22 protein-coding genes and 3 tRNA genes are annotated in these 19,966 nt (G+C 60.1%); 6 read left to right on the forward strand and 19 right to left on the reverse strand.

Annotation, left to right across the window (positions count from 1 at the left end):
- Positions 1-131: 131 nt before the first annotated feature.
- The 13 genes from rpoB to ATY75_RS19405 all read right to left on the reverse strand — a co-directional run bounded on the left by rpoB (position 132) and on the right by ATY75_RS19405 (position 11,429).
- Positions 132-4,271 carry a DNA-directed RNA polymerase subunit beta gene (gene rpoB / locus ATY75_RS19350; protein ID WP_065092231.1) on the reverse strand — a complete coding sequence of 1,380 codons (4,140 nt, stop codon included), beginning with the start codon at positions 4,269-4,271 and terminating at the stop codon, positions 132-134.
- A 261-nt stretch (positions 4,272-4,532) separates the two neighbouring features.
- Entirely contained in the window at positions 4,533-4,910 is a 378-nt protein-coding gene (rplL, locus tag ATY75_RS19355) for a 50S ribosomal protein L7/L12 (protein ID WP_064838108.1), read from the reverse strand.
- A 58-nt stretch (positions 4,911-4,968) separates the two neighbouring features.
- Positions 4,969-5,487, reverse strand: a complete 519-nt coding sequence (rplJ, locus tag ATY75_RS19360; RefSeq protein ID WP_003587203.1) for a 50S ribosomal protein L10 — start codon at positions 5,485-5,487, stop codon at positions 4,969-4,971.
- A gap of 329 nt (positions 5,488-5,816) precedes the next feature.
- Positions 5,817-6,518: a 50S ribosomal protein L1 gene (rplA, locus tag ATY75_RS19365; RefSeq protein ID WP_049734093.1), complete on the reverse strand. Its 702-nt coding sequence runs from the start codon at positions 6,516-6,518 to the stop codon at positions 5,817-5,819.
- Positions 6,519-6,522: 4 nt separating this feature from the next.
- A complete protein-coding gene (gene rplK, locus ATY75_RS19370; RefSeq protein WP_047620024.1) occupies positions 6,523-6,954 on the reverse strand; it encodes a 50S ribosomal protein L11 in 432 nt (143 codons plus the stop codon).
- A gap of 178 nt (positions 6,955-7,132) precedes the next feature.
- The gene (nusG, locus tag ATY75_RS19375) at positions 7,133-7,663 is read right to left on the reverse strand and encodes a transcription termination/antitermination protein NusG (RefSeq protein WP_003547516.1); all 531 of its coding nucleotides are present in this window, start codon (positions 7,661-7,663) and stop codon (positions 7,133-7,135) included.
- Between the two features lie 17 nt (positions 7,664-7,680).
- Entirely contained in the window at positions 7,681-7,881 is a 201-nt protein-coding gene (gene secE, locus ATY75_RS19380) for a preprotein translocase subunit SecE (protein WP_003573826.1), read from the reverse strand.
- 194 nt (positions 7,882-8,075) lie between these two features.
- Positions 8,076-8,151, reverse strand: a tRNA-Trp gene (locus ATY75_RS19385).
- Between the two features lie 167 nt (positions 8,152-8,318).
- Positions 8,319-9,212 carry an NAD(P)-dependent oxidoreductase gene (locus ATY75_RS19390; RefSeq protein ID WP_064838106.1) on the reverse strand — a complete coding sequence of 298 codons (894 nt, stop codon included), beginning with the start codon at positions 9,210-9,212 and terminating at the stop codon, positions 8,319-8,321.
- 169 nt (positions 9,213-9,381) lie between these two features.
- Positions 9,382-9,516 (reverse strand): hypothetical protein, encoded by a 135-nt coding sequence (locus tag ATY75_RS35465; RefSeq protein WP_257784958.1) that lies wholly within the window; start codon positions 9,514-9,516, stop codon positions 9,382-9,384.
- Between the two features lie 205 nt (positions 9,517-9,721).
- The gene (gene tuf / locus ATY75_RS19395) at positions 9,722-10,897 is read right to left on the reverse strand and encodes an elongation factor Tu (RefSeq protein WP_010069472.1); all 1,176 of its coding nucleotides are present in this window, start codon (positions 10,895-10,897) and stop codon (positions 9,722-9,724) included.
- A 348-nt stretch (positions 10,898-11,245) separates the two neighbouring features.
- Positions 11,246-11,319 (reverse strand) — tRNA-Gly (locus tag ATY75_RS19400).
- A gap of 25 nt (positions 11,320-11,344) precedes the next feature.
- Positions 11,345-11,429: transfer RNA gene (locus tag ATY75_RS19405), tRNA-Tyr, on the reverse strand.
- Between the two features lie 30 nt (positions 11,430-11,459).
- Between ATY75_RS19405 and ATY75_RS34655 the strand changes: the two genes are divergently transcribed.
- The 3 genes from ATY75_RS34655 to ATY75_RS19415 are packed head-to-tail and all read left to right on the forward strand — an operon-like array spanning position 11,460 to position 13,254.
- Positions 11,460-11,636, forward strand: coding sequence for a hypothetical protein (locus ATY75_RS34655; protein WP_190241386.1), 177 nt, complete (start codon positions 11,460-11,462; stop codon positions 11,634-11,636).
- Positions 11,633-12,523: a 23S rRNA (guanosine(2251)-2'-O)-methyltransferase RlmB gene (gene rlmB, locus ATY75_RS19410; RefSeq protein ID WP_064838105.1), complete on the forward strand. Its 891-nt coding sequence runs from the start codon at positions 11,633-11,635 to the stop codon at positions 12,521-12,523. Before ATY75_RS34655 ends, rlmB begins: the two co-directional genes overlap by 4 nt.
- Positions 12,524-12,561: 38 nt before the next feature.
- A complete protein-coding gene (locus ATY75_RS19415) occupies positions 12,562-13,254 on the forward strand; it encodes an AprI/Inh family metalloprotease inhibitor (RefSeq protein ID WP_088938793.1) in 693 nt (230 codons plus the stop codon).
- 26 nt (positions 13,255-13,280) lie between these two features.
- Here ATY75_RS19415 and ATY75_RS19420 read toward each other — a convergent pair whose 3' ends face one another.
- A complete protein-coding gene (locus ATY75_RS19420; RefSeq protein WP_245317604.1) occupies positions 13,281-14,006 on the reverse strand; it encodes a hypothetical protein in 726 nt (241 codons plus the stop codon).
- Between the two features lie 216 nt (positions 14,007-14,222).
- Between ATY75_RS19420 and ATY75_RS34660 the strand changes: the two genes are divergently transcribed.
- Both ATY75_RS34660 and ATY75_RS35470 read left to right on the forward strand, forming a co-directional pair.
- Positions 14,223-14,381, forward strand: a complete 159-nt coding sequence (locus ATY75_RS34660) for a hypothetical protein (RefSeq protein WP_171899761.1) — start codon at positions 14,223-14,225, stop codon at positions 14,379-14,381.
- A gap of 166 nt (positions 14,382-14,547) precedes the next feature.
- Positions 14,548-14,679, forward strand: a complete 132-nt coding sequence (locus ATY75_RS35470; protein WP_280950608.1) for a hypothetical protein — start codon at positions 14,548-14,550, stop codon at positions 14,677-14,679.
- 69 nt (positions 14,680-14,748) lie between these two features.
- Here ATY75_RS35470 and ATY75_RS19425 read toward each other — a convergent pair whose 3' ends face one another.
- The 4 genes from ATY75_RS19425 to ATY75_RS34665 form a co-directional block, all read right to left on the reverse strand.
- The gene (locus tag ATY75_RS19425) at positions 14,749-15,162 is read right to left on the reverse strand and encodes a hypothetical protein (protein WP_190241388.1); all 414 of its coding nucleotides are present in this window, start codon (positions 15,160-15,162) and stop codon (positions 14,749-14,751) included.
- Positions 15,163-15,565: 403 nt separating this feature from the next.
- Positions 15,566-16,051 carry a hypothetical protein gene (locus ATY75_RS19430; RefSeq protein WP_143535320.1) on the reverse strand — a complete coding sequence of 162 codons (486 nt, stop codon included), beginning with the start codon at positions 16,049-16,051 and terminating at the stop codon, positions 15,566-15,568.
- Positions 16,052-16,275: 224 nt separating this feature from the next.
- Positions 16,276-18,801: an FAD-dependent oxidoreductase gene (locus tag ATY75_RS19435; RefSeq protein WP_088938797.1), complete on the reverse strand. Its 2,526-nt coding sequence runs from the start codon at positions 18,799-18,801 to the stop codon at positions 16,276-16,278.
- On the reverse strand, positions 18,798-18,935 hold the full coding sequence (locus ATY75_RS34665; protein WP_190241389.1) for a hypothetical protein: 138 nt from the start codon (positions 18,933-18,935) through the stop codon (positions 18,798-18,800). The genes ATY75_RS19435 and ATY75_RS34665 overlap by 4 nt, the downstream gene beginning before the upstream one ends.
- 240 nt (positions 18,936-19,175) lie before the next feature.
- Here ATY75_RS34665 and ATY75_RS19440 point away from each other — a divergent pair, with 240 nt between their 5' ends.
- Positions 19,176-19,625, forward strand: a complete 450-nt coding sequence (locus ATY75_RS19440) for an HNH endonuclease (RefSeq protein ID WP_088938798.1) — start codon at positions 19,176-19,178, stop codon at positions 19,623-19,625.
- Here ATY75_RS19440 and ATY75_RS19445 read toward each other — a convergent pair.
- Positions 19,622-19,843 (reverse strand): hypothetical protein, encoded by a 222-nt coding sequence (locus ATY75_RS19445; protein WP_088938799.1) that lies wholly within the window; start codon positions 19,841-19,843, stop codon positions 19,622-19,624. The two genes, ATY75_RS19440 and ATY75_RS19445, sit on opposite strands and share 4 nt — an antisense overlap.
- Positions 19,844-19,966: the final 123 nt, after the last annotated feature.

A 19,966-nucleotide genomic window follows, 5' to 3' on the forward strand; every position in this document is an offset into this window, starting at 1 on the left:
GGGAGCCGCCTCCCTCGCTTAAACGAGAATAACCGCAAGCTGCGGCGAAACTTCCCTTCCGGGCCGACACGGATACGGCGCCCGGCGGGACCGGCGTGCGCCGCCTTGGCAGCGCACGCCCTATCAAGTGCTTACTCGGCCGCGTCGGGCAGCTGAGCTGCCTGCGCCTCGTCAAGCTTGGTGTTTTCGAGCTCGACGCTGAGACCCAGAGAGCGCATTTCCTTGACGAGAACGTTGAAGCTTTCCGGAATACCGGCTTCGAACGTGTCGTCTCCGCGGACGATGGCTTCGTAGACCTTGGTACGGCCGGCGACGTCGTCCGACTTTACCGTCAGCATTTCCTGCAGCGTGTAGGCCGCGCCGTATGCTTCGAGCGCCCAGACTTCCATTTCGCCGAAGCGCTGGCCGCCGAACTGCGCCTTGCCACCCAGCGGCTGCTGGGTCACGAGCGAGTAAGGACCGATCGAACGGGCATGGATCTTGTCGTCGACCAGGTGGTTGAGCTTCAGCATGTAGATGTAGCCCACGGTCACCTGGCGGTCGAACTGCTCGCCGGTACGGCCGTCATAGAGCGTCGACTGACCGGTATCCTTGAGACCTGCCAGACGCAGCATGTCGTTGACGTCGCCTTCGTTGGCACCGTCGAAGACAGGCGTCGCGATCGAAACGCCACGCTTCCACTGGTCGGCGAGACGCAGAACGGAGTCGTCGTCGAACTCCTGCACCTGTTCGGCCTTCGGACCGTCACCGACGACATCGCCGATGGTCTTGCGCAGCGGCTCGATGTTGCCATTGGCCTTGTATGCTTCGATCAGTTCGCCGATCTGGCGACCCATGCCGGCGCAGGCCCAACCCAGGTGGGTTTCAAGGATCTGGCCGACATTCATGCGCGAGGGAACGCCGAGCGGATTCAGAACGACGTCGACATGCGTGCCGTCTTCGAGGAACGGCATGTCCTCGACAGGCACAATGCGCGAGACGACGCCCTTGTTCCCGTGACGGCCGGCCATCTTGTCGCCCGGCTGGATCTTGCGCTTCACGGCGACGAAGACCTTGACCATCTTCATGACGCCCGGGGGCATTTCATCGCCGCGCTGGACCTTCTCGACCTTATCCATGAAGCGCTGTTCAAGGCGCGACTTGGATTCGTCGTACTGGCCGCGGAGCGCTTCGAGTTCGCTCTGAACCTTCTCGTCCTCGACGGCGAACATCCACCACTGCGAGCGGGGATATTCGGAGACGACGGCGTTCGAAAGCTCGGTGCCCTTCTTGAAGCCCTTCGGGCCGGCGATGGAAGCCTGGCCGCGCAGCATTTCGATCAGACGGCCGTAGACGTTACGGTCGAGGATCGCCTGCTCGTCGTCGCGGTCCTTTGCCAGACGCTCGATCTCTTCGCGCTCGATCGCCATCGCGCGCTCGTCCTTCTCAACGCCGTGGCGGTTGAAGACGCGAACTTCGACGATCGTGCCGTAGGTGCCGGGCGGCATGCGCATGGAGGTATCGCGCACGTCGGAGGCCTTTTCACCGAAGATGGCGCGCAGAAGCTTTTCCTCTGGCGTCATCGGGCTTTCGCCCTTCGGGGTGATCTTGCCGACCAGGATATCGCCCGGCTGAACTTCGGCGCCGATATAGACGATGCCGGCTTCGTCGAGGTTCTTCAGCGCTTCTTCCGAAACGTTCGGAATGTCGCGGGTGATTTCCTCAGGACCAAGCTTGGTGTCACGCGCCATCACTTCGAATTCCTCGATGTGAATGGAGGTGAACACGTCATCGGCAACGATACGCTCGGAGAGCAGGATCGAGTCTTCGTAGTTGTAGCCATTCCAGGGCATGAACGCGACGAGCGCGTTGCGGCCGAGCGCCAGGTCGCCGAGATCGGTCGACGGGCCGTCGGCGAGAATGTCGCCGCGGTTGACCTCGTCACCGACGGTGACCAGCGGACGCTGGTTGACGCAGGTGTTCTGGTTCGAACGCTGGAACTTCTGCAGGCGGTAGATGTCGACGCCGGACTTTCCGGCTTCGAGGTCTTCGGTGGCGCGGATAACGATACGCGTCGCGTCGACCTGGTCGACCACGCCGCCGCGGCGGGCGCCGATGGCAGCGCCGGAGTCACGGGCAACGACCGGCTCCATGCCGGTACCGACGAACGGGGCTTCGGCACGCAGCAGCGGCACGGCCTGACGCTGCATGTTCGAGCCCATGAGGGCGCGGTTGGCGTCGTCGTTTTCCAGGAACGGGATGAGCGCGGCTGCGACCGAAACGACCTGCTTCGGCGAAACGTCCATCAGGTTCATGCTGTCGCGGGGTGCGAGCATGACTTCGCCGGCATGACGGCAGACGACGAACTCGTCGACGAAGGAACCGTCGGCGTTCATTTCGGCGTTGGCCTGGGCGACGTAGTACTTCGCCTCTTCCATGGCGGAGAGGTAGAGCACGTCGCTCGTCACCTTGCCGTCGACAATGCGGCGGTACGGGCTTTCGATGAAGCCGTACTTGTTGACGCGGGCAAAGGTCGCAAGCGAGTTGATCAGACCGATGTTCGGGCCCTCAGGCGTTTCGATCGGGCAAATGCGGCCGTAGTGGGTCGGATGCACGTCGCGGACTTCGAAGCCGGCGCGCTCACGGGTCAGACCGCCCGGGCCAAGGGCCGACAGACGGCGCTTGTGGGTGATTTCCGAGAGCGGGTTGACCTGGTCCATGAACTGCGAGAGCTGCGAGGAACCGAAGAATTCGCGCACAGCGGCGGCTGCCGGCTTGGCGTTGATCAGATCCTGCGGCATGACCGTGTCGATCTCGATCGAGGACATGCGTTCCTTGATCGCGCGCTCCATGCGCAGCAGGCCGAGACGATACTGGTTTTCCATCAGCTCGCCGACCGAACGGACGCGGCGGTTGCCGAGGTTGTCGATGTCGTCGATCTCGCCCTTGCCGTCGCGCAGTTCGACCAGCATCCTGACCACGGCCAGGATGTCGTCCTTGCGCAGGATGCGGACGGTGTCTTCGACAGTCAGGTCGAGACGCATGTTCATCTTGACGCGGCCGACGGCGGAGAGGTCGTAACGCTCCGCATCGAAGAACAGCGAGTTGAACATGGCTTCGGCCGATTCCATGGTCGGCGGCTCACCCGGACGCATGACGCGGTAGATGTCGAACAGAGCGTCCTGACGGTTCTCGTTCTTGTCGGCGGTCAGCGTGTTGCGGATATAGGCACCAACATTGATGTGGTCGATGCCGAGAACCGGGATCTCGTCGAAACCGTTCGCCAGGATGATGCCGAGCGTCTTCTCGTCGATTTCGTCGCCGGCTTCGAGGTAGATCTCACCGGTGGAGTAGTTGACGATGTCGCCGGCGAGGTAATTGCCGTAAAGATCGTCGTCGCCGGCCTTCAGCGCCTTCAGTCCCTTGTCGGACAGCTGGCGCAGCAGGCGCGGGGTCAGCTTCTTGCCGGCTTCCACGACGACTTCGCCGGTATCGGCGTCGACCATCTCGGTGATCGCCTTGGCGCCCTTCAGCGTTTCCGGCTTGAAGGGAATGCGCCAGCCGTCGCCGTCGCGCTTGTAGAGCGACTTCGTGTAGAAGGTGTCGAGGATTTCCTCGCCATCCATGCCGAGCGCCATCAGCAGCGACGTGACAGGGATCTTACGGCGACGGTCGATACGGGCGTAGACGATATCCTTGGCGTCGAATTCGATATCGAGCCAGGAGCCGCGATAGGGGATGACGCGGGCGGCAAAGAGCAGCTTGCCGGAAGAATGGCTCTTGCCCTTGTCGTGGTCGAAGAAGACGCCCGGCGAGCGGTGCATCTGGGAAACGATGACGCGCTCGGTGCCGTTGACGATGAACGTGCCGTTGTTGGTCATGAGCGGCATATCGCCCATGTAGACGGACTGTTCCTTGATGTCCTTGATCGACTTGGCGCCGGTATCCTCGTCGATATCGAACACGATCAGGCGCAGCGTCACCTTCAGCGGCGCGGCATAGGTCAGGTCGCGCTGACGGCATTCGTCAACGTCGAACTTCGGCGGCTCGAACTCGTAGGACACGAATTCCAGCATGGAAGCGCCGGAGAAATCGGTGATCGGGAAAACCGACTTGAAAACGGCCTGAAGGCCCTCGTCGGGCCGGCCGCCTTTCGGCTCTTCAACCATCAAAAATTGGTCGTAGGACGCCTTCTGAACCTCGATGAGGTTCGGCATTTCTGCGACTTCGGGGATCTTACCAAAAAACTTGCGTACGCGCCTACGACCATTGAACGAAAGGGTCTGAGCCATCGTCGCTCCTTCAAAATCTTGCACCCGGGCCTGCAACGGACGGGAACCGATGGCCAGTCGATCCCGTCTATCAATGGGTAGTTCAATCTCGTCCGACACCCGAAAACGCTCAGCTCGGATTGCTGTGCTGCCCTCGGTGCGAGACTATCCTTTTGAAGAACCCATTACCCAAAAGCCGGTTTGACGCGGCTTTTGGGTAATTCGTTCAGAAAAACGGCAAATGGGAGGCAGCAGAGACTGCCTCCCAAAAGCGTTTCAAGATTACTTGACGTCGGCCTTGGCGCCAGCGTCTTCAAGCTTCTTCTTGATGTCAGCGGCTTCAGCCTTGTTGACGCCTTCCTTGACAGCCTTCGGAGCGCCTTCGACGAGGTCCTTGGCTTCCTTGAGGCCGAGACCGGTGATGGCGCGGACTTCCTTGATGACGTTGATCTTGTTGGCACCGGCGTCGACGAGGATAACGTCGAATTCGGTCTTTTCTTCTTCAACGACAGCCGGGCCAGCACCGCCAGCAGCGGCAGCAACAGCTACCGGAGCAGCAGCGGAAACGCCCCACTTTTCTTCGAGAAGCTTCGACAGTTCTGCAGCTTCCAGAACGGTCAGAGCGGAGAGGTCGTCAACGATCTTTGCGAGATCAGCCATTTTACTAGTTCCTTTTGTTCGGTTCGAACCGGTTGATTATAAACAGCGAAAAACCGCCTTAAGCGGCTTCGTCCTTCTTGGCGTAGGCCGCAAACACGCGGGCAAGCTGGCTTGCCGGTGCTGCAACAACCCCAGCGATGCGGGTAGCCGGTGTCTGGATCATGCCCAGCAGCTTCGCACGCAGCTCATCGAGCGAAGGCAGGGTCGCAAGCGACTTGACTGCATCGGCGTTGAGCGTGGTTGTTCCCATGGCGCCGCCCAGAACAACGATCTTGTCGTTGGTCTTGGCGAAATCCATGACGACCTTCGGAGCGGTGATCGGGTCGGTGCTGTATGCAATCAGCGTCTGACCCTTGAAGAGATCGGTGATCCCTTCCGCTTCCGTACCCTGAAGGGCAATTTTGGCCAGGCGGTTCTTCGCGACTTTGACGGTACCGCCAGCTGCACGCATCTTCGAACGAAAATCGTTCATCTGCGCGACTGTGGCACCAGCATAGTGGGCCACGACAACCGAGCCCGAAGCCTTGAAGACTTCGTTCAGTTCCGTGACGAATTCGCGTTTTTCCGCTCTTTCCACTGCCTATCTCCAGTTGGCGGGACCGAAAACGGGCCCGCCGGGTTGCCTTTTGCCTCCCGGGATCATGCGAGATCCCAAGCGACGCTTGAGGATCCTGTCCCCCCGCGCTCCCGCGCCAATGAAGGCTGAAGAGGCACAAGGCATCCAAGGCTCGAACCGAGTTACGAGAAGCGAACTTCATGCAATTCGGGTCTTACCCGTCTCATGCAGGCGAAGTGATTAAGGGAAAACCACCTGCAATCTCGGACAGGATTCCGGATTTCTCCGGAATATTCCGGCCCCTTGCGAGGCCGGAATTTCAGTGACCGGACCGAGGTCCGGCAATCAATTTATGCAGTCGGCGCTGCGGTGACCGAGCCGACTTCGATCTTGACGCCCGGACCCATGGTCGAAGAAATCGCCACGCGCTTGACGTAGTTGCCCTTGGCGCCAGCCGGCTTCGCCTTGATGACGGCGTCAGCGAAAGCGCGAATGTTTTCTTCCAGAGCCTTGGCGTCGAAAGAGGCCTTGCCGATGCCGGCATGGACGATACCAGCCTTCTCGACGCGGAACTCGACTGCGCCGCCCTTGGAAGCCTTGACGGCTCCGGCGACGTCCATGGTGACGGTGCCGACCTTCGGGTTCGGCATCATGCCGCGGGGGCCGAGAACCTTACCGAGACGACCGACGAGCGGCATCATGTCGGGGGTGGCGATGCAGCGATCGAATTCGATCTTGCCGCCCTGGACGATTTCGACGAGGTCTTCAGCACCGACGATATCGGCACCGGCAGCCTTGGCTTCGTCAGCCTTGACGCCGCGAGCGAAGACGGCGACGCGAACCGTACGGCCGGTGCCGTTCGGCAGGTTGACGACGCCGCGAACCATCTGGTCCGCATGGCGCGGGTCGACACCGAGGTTCATCGAGACTTCGATGGTTTCGTCGAACTTGGCGACAGCCCGTTCCTTGACCATGCCGATGGCGAGGCTCAGAGCGTAGAGCTTGGTGGGATCAACACCTTCGTTGATCTTCTGCGTGCGCTTACCAGCCATGATCTTAACCCACCACTTCCAGGCCCATGGCGCGGGCAGAGCCCTCGATCATCGCCATTGCACCTTCGATATCCGCTGCGTTCAGATCCTTCATCTTGGCTTCTGCGATCGTCTTGATCTGAGCCTTGGTGAGGGAGCCGGCCTTGGCGCCCTTGCCGGGAGTCTTGGAACCGGACGTGATCTTCGCTTCCTTCTTCAGCCAGTAGCTGACCGGAGGCTGCTTCATCGCGAAGGTGAAGGACTTGTCCTGGTAATAGGTGATGACGACCGGGATCGGCATGCCCTTTTCCATTTCCTGCGTGGCGGCATTGAACGCCTTGCAGAATTCCATGATGTTAATGCCACGCTGACCAAGCGCCGGACCAATCGGCGGGGACGGGTTTGCCGATCCTGCCTTGACCTGAAGCTTGAGCTGGCCTGCAACTTTCTTAGCCATATCTCTCTGCCTTTCATGAGCGGCCGGTCGCCCGGCCCGTGATGCCGGATCGCTCCGGCGGCTGCGGTTGCGTGGTGCGGATCATTAGGGTCCGGCTAAGACCCCTCACCTTCCACGCGGGTGCGGACAAGGTCCGCGGGAAACCGGCCACGCGAGGCCTGCTTCCAATCTCTTACAATCAGACCTTCTCGACCTGAGCGTATTCCAGCTCGACCGGCGTTGCGCGGCCGAAGATCGACACTTCAACCTTCAGGCGCGAACGCTCTTCGTCGACATCCTGAACTGTGCCGTTGAACGACGCGAACGGGCCGTCGGAAACGCGAACCTGCTCGCCGATCTCGAAGGTAATGGAGGCCTTCGGCCGCTCGACACCTTCCTGGACCTGACCGAGAATGCGCTCGGCTTCATAATCCGGAATCGGAACGGGCTTGTTGTCAGAGCCGAGAAAGCCAGTGACCTTCGGCGTATTCTTGATCAGGTGATAGGCTTCATCCGTCAGATTGGCGCGAACCATGACATAGCCCGGGAAGAACTTGCGCTCGCTGTCGACCTTGCGGCCGCGACGCACTTCCACAACCTTTTCGGTCGGCACTAGGATCTTCTCGAACAGGTGCTCAAGCCCCTTCTGGCGAGCCTTGTTCTCGATGTCTTCAGCGACCTTCTTTTCAAAATTTGAATATGCGTGGACGATGTACCAACGTGCCGCCATTTTCATCTCCACCCGTATCAGTTGCCGGTATTCAGCACGAAGCTCAGAACCCAGCCGATCAGCTGGTCAGCGGCAAAGAAAAACAGTGCAGCGAAAACCACCATCACAAGCACCATAACCGTCGAGATCATCGTCTCGCGGCGCGACGGCCATGTAACTTTGGACGTCTCGGAGCGAACCTGCTGCAGAAACGCAAACGGATTGGATTTGGATGCCATCGACTGCCCACGCAATTACGGCGCGTAAAGCTGAAACTATCAGCCCCACGCACCGCGTGTCTGTTGAACCCTAAATAAACACCGATTTCCGAATACACAAGAGGGAAACCGAAGTTTAACGAAATTAGTCATCACCCATCAATCCCCGGCCGGAATGCCGCGAGCATGTCCGCGCTGTCCCGCATCAAGGAAAATGGCAGGGGCAGTAGGGCTCGAACCTACGACCTGCGGTTTTGGAGACCGCCGCTCTACCAACTGAGCTATACCCCTTCACACCGATCATTCAGCGCCGGGCCAAGGCCCGCAAATCACTGCTGAAAAGCATGGCGCTCCCTTTAAGACGACGACAGCGGATTGGCAAGCACGATTTTCGATTTTCATAGCCATTCTGCGTATATGCGAGCGATCGGCTTGCTCGTCGCGCTGCCGGGATCCGTTCAGACCGTCACATATTTCCGCCAATCGTGCTCTTCCTTGAACCCCAGCACCTCGCGAATCTTACGGTTGGAGAGAAGGCCTTCATATTCGCCGATCTCGCGAGTGAAGGGCACGTTCGGAAAGAATCGCTGCGCAAGCTCCTTCGACGGCGTGTTGGCCGAGACGGTGTCGTTGGCGGCGTTGAACACCTGATAGCCGAGACCGTCCTTTTCGATGCAGAGATGGCAGATCTGCCCGAGGTCGCGGGCATCGATATAGCTCCAGGCGATGCGCTTGCGCATCTCGGGATTGGCGAAAAAGGTGGGGAACCTCTCATATTCGTGCGGCTCGATGACGTTGCCGATTCGCAGCGCATAGATGTCGAAGCCAGACCGTTCGGCAAAGGCGCGAGCCGTCTTTTCGTTGACCACCTTGGACAGCCCGTAGGAATCCATCGGATTGACGTCGTAGTCCTCCTCCAGCGGGAACTGGTGGAAATCGCGATGGCCTTCGGCAAAGCAGACGCCGTAGGTCGTCTCGCTCGATGCGACGATAATCTTCCTGATGCCGAGCTTCACCGCCGCCTCGATGACATTATAAGTGCCCATCGTGTTGATGCGGAAAGTCTCGTTGTCGGGCTTGATCAGAATGCGCGGGATGGCGGCGAAATGCACGACGGCATCGAAGGACTGCACGCCCCTGCCCGCATCGAGATCGGGAAAATCGCGGTGCATCGACAGCGCGTTGAAGACCTGACCGCTATCGGTGATATCGGCAATGAGATTGGTGACGCCGGGACTGTCCAGCGGCACGAGATCGAGGTTGTGAACCTCGTAACCGGCATTGACCAGCCACGGCACGGTATGGCGACCTGCCTTGCCCGAACCGCCCGTGAACAGAATTCGCTTCTTCATGGAATGTCCTCCGCGTCATCAAATCGGAGGCATAGTTAGACGCTTCCGCGCGAAGAGCAAGCGAGCGTCCTGCAAGGGTTCACCCCCGCGTCGCCAAGAGCATCCGATCCGGGAGCGCCTGGCCGATCATTTCCGATCATCGCAGCCCCTTAAGGAACTGCGCTAATCATCACTTAACAACACTTACCTCGCCAATCTGCACGCCGGCTGCCTGAACAACCTCCTGCGGAATGGCAGCGATGAAAAACATCGTGAAAACATACATTGCGAATATCGTCGCAGCGAATGTGGCCTTTGGAATCATCCGGGCTCTCCTCTTTGCATGAAGGAGTCTGGACTAAAATGAACCAATCACAACCGGTTTCTGAATGTGAGATGAACAAAATACTGTGACGGGCGAATTTAACGATATTTTTACAACACCTGTTAAAACACCCGAATAGGCATCAAAACGAAAAAACCCCGCCGTTTCCAGCGGGGTTTTTCCTGAATTTCGGGTAATCCCAGGATTACTCGACGATCGAAGCAACGATACCGGCGCCGACGGTGCGGCCGCCTTCGCGGATCGCGAAGCGCAGCTTTTCTTCCATCGCGATCGGAACGATCAGCTCGACGGCAACCGTGACGTTGTCGCCCGGCATGACCATTTCCGTGCCCTCAGGCAGCGTCACGATGCCGGTCACATCCGTCGTGCGGAAGTAGAACTGCGGACGGTAGTTGGTGAAGAACGGCGTATGACGGCCACCCTCTTCCTTCGTCAGGATGTAGGCTTCCGCCATGAACTTCTTGTGCGGCTTGACAGAGCCCGGCTTGCACAGGATCTGGCCACGCTCGACGCCGTCACGGTTCACACCGCGAACCAGTGCGCCGATGTTGTCGCCGGCCTGGCCCTGATCGAGCAGCTTGCGGAACATTTCAACGCCGGTCACCGTCGTCTTCGAGGTCGCGCGGATGCCGACGATCTCGACTTCTTCGCCAACCTTGACGATGCCACGCTCGACGCGGCCGGTCACGACCGTGCCGCGGCCCGAGATCGAGAACACGTCTTCGATCGGCATCAGGAACGGCTGGTCGATCGGACGCTCAGGCGTCGGGATGTAAGAGTCGACCGCAGCCATCAGCTCGCGGATCGCGTCTTCGCCGATCTTCTTGTCGCTATCTTCGAGAGCGGCCAGTGCCGAACCCTTGACGACCGGGATATCGTCGCCCGGGAAGTCGTAGGACGACAGCAGTTCGCGAACTTCGAGCTCGACCAGTTCGAGAAGCTCGGCGTCGTCAACCTGGTCGACCTTGTTCAGGAACACCACGATCGCCGGAACGCCGACCTGGCGGGCCAGCAGAATGTGTTCGCGCGTCTGCGGCATCGGGCCGTCAGCGGCCGAGCACACCAGGATCGCGCCGTCCATCTGGGCAGCACCGGTGATCATGTTCTTGACGTAGTCGGCGTGGCCGGGGCAGTCGACGTGCGCGTAGTGGCGGGCCGGCGTCTCATATTCGACGTGCGCCGTCGAAATGGTGATGCCACGGGCCTTTTCTTCCGGAGCAGCGTCGATCTGGTCGTACGCCTTGAACTCACCGAAGTACTTCGTGATCGCTGCCGTCAGAGACGTCTTGCCGTGGTCAACGTGGCCGATCGTGCCGATGTTGACGTGCGGCTTGTTGCGCTCAAACTTACTCTTTGCCATTTGAATGCTTCCTGTGAACGAAATGGTGGGCCCCGGCGAACCGGTTTAGTGCCGCCGTTTAAGGCTTTCGGCGAAATTGCGCAAGACTTAATTGCAGACGCCATTCTTGGTGTGACAGCGCATATGGGGGACAATTCGCCGCCTGCAAGATGATTCGTCGGGGCCCTATCGAAAATCACTGAAATGCTTGGATAAAATCGCGTGGGCTGGCGGAGATGAGCGGCCGCGCCCGGCACCGAGGGCCCTCGCCTGTCGGCCGATGACAAGCTGTCGCCGGGCGTCATCCGAAACATCCGCGTGGCAATTGATCGCCGCGGCGCCGGTCACTTGAATTGAGCTTTTGAGAACTGGAGCGGGTAGCGGGAATCGAACCCGCGTATTCAGCTTGGAAGGCTGCTGCTCTACCATTGAGCTATACCCGCGGGGTTGGTCCGATCCGATGACGAATGGTGGAGAGAGTTGGATTTGAACCAACGTAGGCTGAGCCAACGGATTTACAGTCCGTCCCCTTTAACCACTCGGGCATCTCTCCAGTTTTTCGTCCGGATCTAGAAGACCAAGTTTGTCAGACTTCGAAGCGAAGCCGCCCGTCGTCTGCGCCGCGTATATGACCGGAGCATTTCAGTCTGTCAACACGATGACCACGGAAAAAACACGAAAAATTTCATTCGCCGCCGAAAGCCGGCATATGAAAGAAAGCCTATGCGGCGGCGAGCGCCATGGCTATAAAGCCGCATGAGCAAAGACAAAAAACCCGGCGGCAAGGCCGCGACAGACCCATCGGCCAAGGATACGCATTACGCCACGCTGCGGCGCGCCCACCGTGACGCCAAGCGTGAACGCGGCGAGATTCCGACGCCTCAGCCGCAGAAGCGCAGGCGCGGCGGCGACGACTGGAAGCCACCGGCGCTGGCGCCCGACCAGGTGCATCTTTACGGCCTGCATACGGTGCGCGCCGCCCTCGACAATCCCGAGCGCAAGAAGATCAAGCTTTTCGTGACCCAGAACGCGCTGGCGCGGCTCGAAGTCGACGCCGAAGCGCTCGGCATTCCCTTCGAGATCGTCTCGCCGCAGGATATCGACAAGGTGCTCGGCCCCGAGGCGATCCATCAGGGCGTCATGCTGGAAACACGGCCGCTGCCGGTGCGCCGGCTCGAAGCCCTGAAGGACAGCCCTCTCCTGCTCGTTCTCGACCAGGTCACCGATCCGCACAATGTCGGCGCGATCATGCGCTCGGCCGTCGCCTTCAATGCTGGTGCCGTTATCACCACCCAGAGACATAGCCCGACAGAGTCAGGCGTGCTTGCCAAATCCGCCTCCGGCGCGCTGGAACTGATACCTTATATACAGGTGACCAACCTTGCCGATGCGCTCGGTGAACTGCACAAGCTCGGCTTCTCCACCATCGGCCTCGATTCGGAAGGACCGGCGCCCCTCGAAGGTACTTTCTCTGGCGAGAAAGTGGCGCTGGTGCTCGGCTCAGAGGGCAAGGGGCTCAGGCAGAAGACGCGGGAAACCGTTACCGCGCTTGCCCGTCTCGACATGCCTGGCGCCATCAAATCGTTGAACGTTTCGAATGCTGCGGCAATTGCGCTTTATGCGGCGCAGCTTTACCTGAAGGCATAGGCCGGTCCGCATGCGGGCAGCGACAAGGGGGGACTGTCATGATCCGTTTCGTCTTTCGGCTCGCGGCTTCCGCAGCCGCCCTCTTCGTCTGCGGTCAGACGTACGGGCAGGATATCGATCCCGATATCCTTAAAGCGCAGGCAGGAACCTATCTCGTCGCTCCGGAAGATGGGCGCGCCGGATGCCGGATGACGCTCGAAACCGACATGGCGATCGGCGGTCATTCGCTGTCCGGCCAGGACGCCTGCACCAAGCCGCTTCCAGCTCTTGCCGAAGCCGCTGCCTGGAATTTCGACGGCAATGGCAGCGTCATCCTGATCGATGCGACGCGCAAGGTGCTCGCCCGTTTCGTCGAAAACGAGGGCTCGCCGCTGAAGACGCAGGACGATACGCCGCTTTTGCTGATCGCCGCGCCTGACGGCATCGATCGCCTGCCGAGCGTTAGCAGCCTTGCCGGGATATGGACGATGCAAAGACCGGACGGCGAAAGGCTTTGCGGGGTGACGCTCGACGGCCATGCCGATGCGGACGGCAATGCGCCGCTGTCGCTGTCCGGCGACTGCGCCGCCAATGTCGCCAGGCTGAAACTCGCGGTCTGGCATATCGAAGGTTTCGGCCTGACGCTGATGGGCGGTGACGGCTCATCGCTTGGCTTCGACATGCGCGCCGACGGCAATTTCGACAAATCGAAGGAAGAAGGCGGCAAGCCGCTGTCGCTCGTGCGTCAATGATTCGAACGTAACCGCCAACACGCCGGTCAGTCCGGTACGCGGCAGGCCCTCGGTCCTTCCAACGCGCGGCGCGCTGTGTCGCCCGCCGCATAGGTCAGTTCGACGGGATAGACGATCACGCTCGGCAGCTTGTCGATTTCGCCGGCATGGTCGGGGCTGCGTTTGATTTCCGCCTTGTAGGCGGCGGTGCAATCCGGCAGTTGCGACAGGCCAATGTCGGCGGCGATCGTCTTCGCACAGGCAGCACGCTCCAGATAGAGCGAACAGGACGCCGTGTAGACGCGGCGGAAATCGAGGGTCAGCTCCCCCTTCCCGCTTCTGATCGCGGCAAAATCGTCGCCCTCGAGGGAATCGTCGAGCAGCCTCTCACCCGTCGCCGCATCGTAGACGACGAAAGGCAGTCCGCCGTTCCACCCGTCCGCCGCCCGGAAAAAGACGAAACCGCCGCTGACACCCATGAGATAGCCGGCGGTATCGTCGGCGATCACCCGCTCGCGCTCGCTTGTGCGCTCACAAGGCGCATCGGCGGCAAGCAGCGCCAGCTTTTCGGCGCCGACTTCACCGAGATCGACCACCTTGACCATGAAGGCGGGATAGCGGCTGCAGGTGATCTTCGGTTTCGCATCGGGATTGAGCTCATCCTTCGGCAACGCGACCACATCGACTTTTATCGGCTTGTCGAAAGCGGCCGCATTTTCCGAGGCTCCGGCGACGGAGACGAATGCCGCGACAATGACCGATGCTGTAACCATGCATTTCATGACGTCCGTCCCCAACTGTTTCCAGGCATCCCTGACACAGTTCAACCCGGTGCGACAGATGGAAAACGGAGGCCTGCGATAGCCCAGCGCGGCTCGAGTGAAGCCGGAGAAATTCGATTTTGCCTTGGAAAGACCTCCTGGAGCATTATGATCGGGCGATGACCGATTGCAACGACCGGTCGGAAGCAAGAAGGAACGATCCCCATCATGGCTATTCGACCGCTGATTTTCGGTATCCTCTTCATCGCGGTCTTCGTCGGGATCATCCTCAGCATCATCTGGGTGGACACCTCGCATCCGGTCCACCAGCCCGATCCCCTGTCGCCGACGGCGCCCGGCCCCGCGACGCCGGGGACGATGCAATAATGCATGTCGCCCGGAAGTGTGCAGCGGTTCCGGAGTAACGACATGCATAAGAACAAAAGGCTAAAGCGCATAGCATGAATCAAATTCGATGCGGCGCGCTTTAGACCTGACAGGAACGCGGACGACAATGGCGCGTTAATCCCCACTGAACGAGGATTTAACGCCTATGCGCATAATGATTGCCGTCGTTGCCTTCATGGTCGCCTCCGTGCTCAGCATCGCAATCCTGTCGCCGTCGGGCGCCGGCCAGACCGGCAACAAGCTCGAGGCAAGCGTCAACGAACCCGTCAGTCATTAAAAAACGGCCCGGATGATCCGGGCCGTTCTCTCGCCGCGCGTCTCGGGCGCGCAACGGACGCTGTTGGCGTCAGCCGCGGTAGAGCCAGAAAGGCATATCACGATCGCGATGGCGCCACTCACGACGTTCCTGCCAACGCTCGGCACGCCACCGGCGCCAGCGCCAGTCATCACCGCGCCAGTCGGACCGGCGCCAATCGCGCTGATGGCGCCAACCACGGTCGTCACGCTCATCACGCCAGCCACGGTCGTCACCGCCGCGATCATGGCGCCAGCCATCACGAATTTGAACGATATCGCCTTGGGCCGACACCGCCGGCCGGTCGACGGGCATGGCGGTTGCCGGGGCGACGGATGCCAAGCCCGCACCGACAGACATGGTTGCGGCGAAAAAGAGATGTGCGAGCTTCATGGCTGCTTCCTCATTGATGATGAGACGAAGGTAAGCCAACGCGGCTGAATTGGCGCTGAAGCAGCCCTTCAGGCAGCGTTCATCGGGCGATGCATGAGGGCTGGAAAAATCTGCCGGTGCGGTCGAGCGAAGTGAGTCGAAACGAGACTATGGCTGGACAGGCTACCGCATGGGAAGGAATGGTGCCCCCGCCAGGGTTCGAACCCGGGACCCCCTGATTACAAATCCAATCGCACATTCAGTGATTTCAATTCTATCCGGCGATCATGGGTGTAAAGTGAAGCCAGTACAGGCCCGATGTTTCTAGGGGCGTCAAGTGCAAACTGTAAAATGAAATCCACAGTTTTGCGAGCCTGTGGACAACCACGAAAGGCGCCTGAATGTTTAACAGCCGCAAACTCCACCTCCAAGCCCTTATGGTCGTCGTGATGTTGGTTGGGACCGCGGTATATTGGATTGGGAAGTGGGCGCTGGGCTAAGGCCGGACGATCGGGGTACGGAAGAGGGTCTTGCTGCTCTTCTCCTGCATGTCGTCGAGCTTGCTCGATAGGACTTCCACCCTCGTCGCGACCTTGTTGATGCTGTCTATCGCGGTGTCGAGCTTGCCGCCGAAGGATTCAACCACCCGGTCAATCCGCTTGTTCGTCTCGCTTACCGCTGTCTTATTCTCGCTCAATTGCTCGATGATGCGGGACTGCTGGAACTGGAGCGGGGCAATCTGACCTATCTGTGTGTTCATGCCGTCCATGCTGAGCTGATAGGCCCGCTGTCTGTCTTTGCGGTCCACGGCCTCACGCTCGAACCTGTCGGCCAACTCCGTCTGCGTCTTCTTCAGATCGTCTATCGTGTTGCCAAGGCTCACCCACACCCCGCCGAGCGCGAAGGCATTGATGGCGACACCCCCAACGATGGCGATGAAATGAGCCGGGTTGATCTTCGGCTTTTCGATTTCGATGTTCATCGTGTCTCCGTTCATTCCTGCTCGCCCTGCCTATGCCATGCCATTTTAGTAATTTGAGAACCTGAGGCTGGTAACGTCTGCCCAGCCCTTGGCGATCCCGGTGATCGTCGGTGGTTAGGGTCGCCGTTCTGCTCGCAACAGAGCGGTGGCCCGCAAAAGAAAAACCGCCCGAAGGCGGCCTATCGATTTCTGATGATGAGACGGTTTTCACGTCGTCTGCGACCTCAAGCAACCTGAGGCAGGATCAAGTGGTTCACGTCCCGAGCCAAGAGCTTCGGCCTGATCACGTTGTCGTAATCGACGTTCTGAACCGCCACGCCCGCATCGATCGCGGATGAAGAGATGACGCCGGCGGCCTCGCCCTTGCCGCCTCCGGCTGGCTCCAGACGGCCCATGTACCAGCAGAGGATGGTGCAGGAAGATCCCCACGCAACGACAAGATTGGTCTTGACCGCTATGTCTGGAACGATCTCCTCAAGCGGGATCGGCGCGATCTTGTCGGCGCCGGCCACCAGCGAGCCGGGAACGCTGCCCTGCGTATACAGCAACCCGCCAGATGCGACCTTCCACGGCGGATGCTTGTCGCAGTCATAGGAGGTGACGGCGATGGTCTTGAGCGACCGTGGCGCCGATCCATCCGTCTTACAATAGTCGGATGCGGTGGAGACGTAGCCGGTGTTCTTGAGCCGCCAGATCGGGTCGCGCTGATACGGGCGGTTGGGCCAGAACAGCAAACCACCGGGGCCGGGATCGAGGAACGTGCCGGCGTCGAGCCCGAAGGCTTGGAACTGCGTGACCAGTGTTCCGGGGATTCGTGCATCGCCGGAATTGGCATGCCACCAGAACCATCCGAGCTGATAATCCCTGAGGTCGTCGATGACCGCAAGCTGCGCGGCACGGTTCGCCGCCGTGGCGTATCGATAGCCGCTGCCTGGCAGGTCGGTGGAGAGGCCACCAGAACCGTTGTTCACGTCCATCTTCGTTGTCGAGCCGCCGACCGCGAACTGCAGGATGGTCCGGGTATCCGCCGGGTTGCCGATCGTAACGGTGGGATTTAGGACATAGGCGCGCGCCGCAGTCTCGTAGCGAGACGCATTGTAATTGCGGTGCGGGTCCATTGTGGTGACGGGAACAAGCCGCGCCGGGTCGGTCGTCATTGCCAGGCGGTAATTCATGCTCTCGATCGACGGATCAACGCCATCGACGGTCAGGCCTGGAAGCGGCATCTCGCCCTGGATATCAGGCAGCAGCCCGGAAGCCTGGACGCCATCGGTGATGTAAGGGCTGATATCCGAGCCATACGGCTTGCTGAGCGCGCTTGAGCCCTTGTAGCCATTGTTGGCCTCGGAGCCCGAGCCGGCCGCCTCGCTGCCCGTAAACGTTGGAATGCCGGCGGATTTGTGGATGTATTCCCCGTCATAGTCCGCGGCGATGAATTGGCGAGCCGTGAATGTTCGCCCGTCGTTCGTCTTCAGCGCGGTGTCCGTGGTGCCGACCGACGTAATCGACTGGATTCCGGTGGAGAAATAGACCGGGATATCCTGCCCGAGAATGAGCGTGCCGTTCGTCCGCGTCGGATCCAGCATGCGGCGAGCGCCCTGGACAAACTGCCAGCTTTCAACCGAGTTGCCCGTCTGCGTGTTCGTGTCAGCTCGGTTGATGATGGTGCTGTTGACCCACGATGTGAGGTCTCGATAGAGCCCTTTCAGGGCAGTGAAATTGTAGCAGTCCACATAGGCCAGACCAGCACCGGGCATGCCGGCGACATCCCAATCCGTCTTCGCGAAGTCGTCGCAGACGATCGCAACCGTCTTGCCTTCCTGCTTGGCGGCGTAGGCGGCGCAAAGAGCCGTCCAGCTCGCCCCGTAAACGAGGATATCGTAATCCGCCGTGGTCGGCGCGAACCCGGCGTCATAGGTGTCCATCATGCCGAAGCGGATCTTGTAGTAATAATCCAGCAGCGCAGCGCTCACCTCCCGACACTGCGCATCGGTCAAGGTCACGTCGAAGATCGCGAAGAGGCCGCAATCATGCGCCGACACAGCGCCGCCGTTGATTCCGCCGAGGTGGATGGTCGGATTCGTCGCTGGCGAGACATATGTCGGTGATGGCGCCTCGCGGGTGATCCCGAAGGTGTCAAGGCTGTTCGGCCGGATGCTGTGCATCCCCTGGCCAGGCGTTATGTTCGTCGCCGTCGATGCGTAGTTCGTGGCTTGCAGGCGGGCATTGAACTTGTTCGAGGCATCCCGGATATTCGCCCCGATGCCATCGCCGCCGGCCGTCTGGGCGCCGAAGTCGCCGCTGGCTGCCCCGGTCACCGTGCGGGAATAGTAAAAGATGGTGAACTGGCCCTGCGCGAAGGACTGCAGGCCGATCCCAGTGTTGTATTTCGTGGTCGAACTCCACCCGCTCCACCGATCATTCGCCGTGTATGTCGGCGTGCCGGCGCCGGTCAGCGTGAGATCATTCGTGCCGGGATGGAACTTGTTGACGCGGCTGTTGATCTCGGTCGGCGTATCCGGGGTATACAGAGCCTTGGCGTTCGCCATGCTGATGCCGGCGCCCTTGATGCGGACGATCAGGCGGTCAAAGGCCAGCTTCTGCCGCCGTGTCATCGGAATGCCGGCCGCCGTCTTCGACGTGTTCAGCGTGTCCGTCTCGGTCTGGAAGACGAAATTGGGCAACGCGGCAGCACCGCCCCCGCCCAACTGGTTGGTGATGGCGGTGGACAATCCCAGCATAAGACTCATTTTGAGGTCCCGTATTTCGAGGCAACATCATCGTAAAAGGCCACAGAGCGGCGCTGACGCGCGTTGGCGCGATCGAGGGCTTGCCGCTCGCGGGCGAGGATCGAAATCAACGGCGTGCTGTTGGGATGCAGCATGTTGTTATTCCTCGATTTTTGGGGTAAAAATAGCGAACCCGCCGAGCGTTCCAGCGCTGCGACGGGTTCTAACCAAGGAAGCATCGGAGGCTCCACATGGCTAATTCCCGTTTATGCTCGATTCCGGACTGCGGCAAGCCAGTCCAATGCAAAGGATACTGTCCGGCCCATTATTGGCGTTTCCGGAAGCACGGTGACCCCCTTGGAGGCGGCCCCAATCAGACAAAAAGTGGCGAGCCAATGCGGTTCATCAACGAAGTCGCCTTGTCGCACAAGGGTGACGATTGCGTGCCATGGCCGTTCGGGAGAAACGCAGATGGCTATGGTAAGTTGTGGCTAAAGGACAAGATGCTATACGCGCATCGCTACATTTGCGAACTGGCTCACGGCGCACCACCGACAGAGAAGCATGAGGCGGCGCATTCATGTGGCCGAGGCAAGGATGGATGTATTAACCCAAACCATCTGGAGTGGAAGACGAGGGTAGCAAACCAAGCCGACAGGCTGGAGCACGGCACCCACAACAGAGGCGGACGGTCCTGGAAGGCCCAATTATCGGAGGAGCAAGCCCGCGAGATCCTCTCGTTTAAAGGCAAGGAACCGCAACGAACACTTGCCGAGCGGTTTGGTGTATCACGACAGACTGTCTCCAACATCCACAATGGCCATGTATGGGCGTGGCTTACCTAATGAGAAAATCGACGCTTAATATCCTCATAGAAGAGTTGCCATCGCTCGACACGGCTATTCGCCCGATCAAGCGCCTGACGTTCCCGCGCTAAGATCGAAACTAGTTGCTGGCCTTCTGTGACCGCGGCGTGGGGCTCTGTCTTGCGGAGATCATCCGGCAATGGCGGAAGCAGCACGCCGGCCGACGCCTGCCCTTTGGCGGAAGCCGCACGGTTCAGCCGCTCAGTGGCGGAGCAGCCACTGACGATCAGCAGCAGTGACAGCGCAAGCGCGGTTCTTTTCCGAAAGCTGAAGCTCATAGGATTGGATCTCGGTTTCCAGGGTGTCTCTGGCCGCCTGCT

It is taken from the genome of Rhizobium sp. N122, from assembly GCF_002211295.1.
GTDB lineage: Bacteria > Pseudomonadota > Alphaproteobacteria > Rhizobiales > Rhizobiaceae > Rhizobium.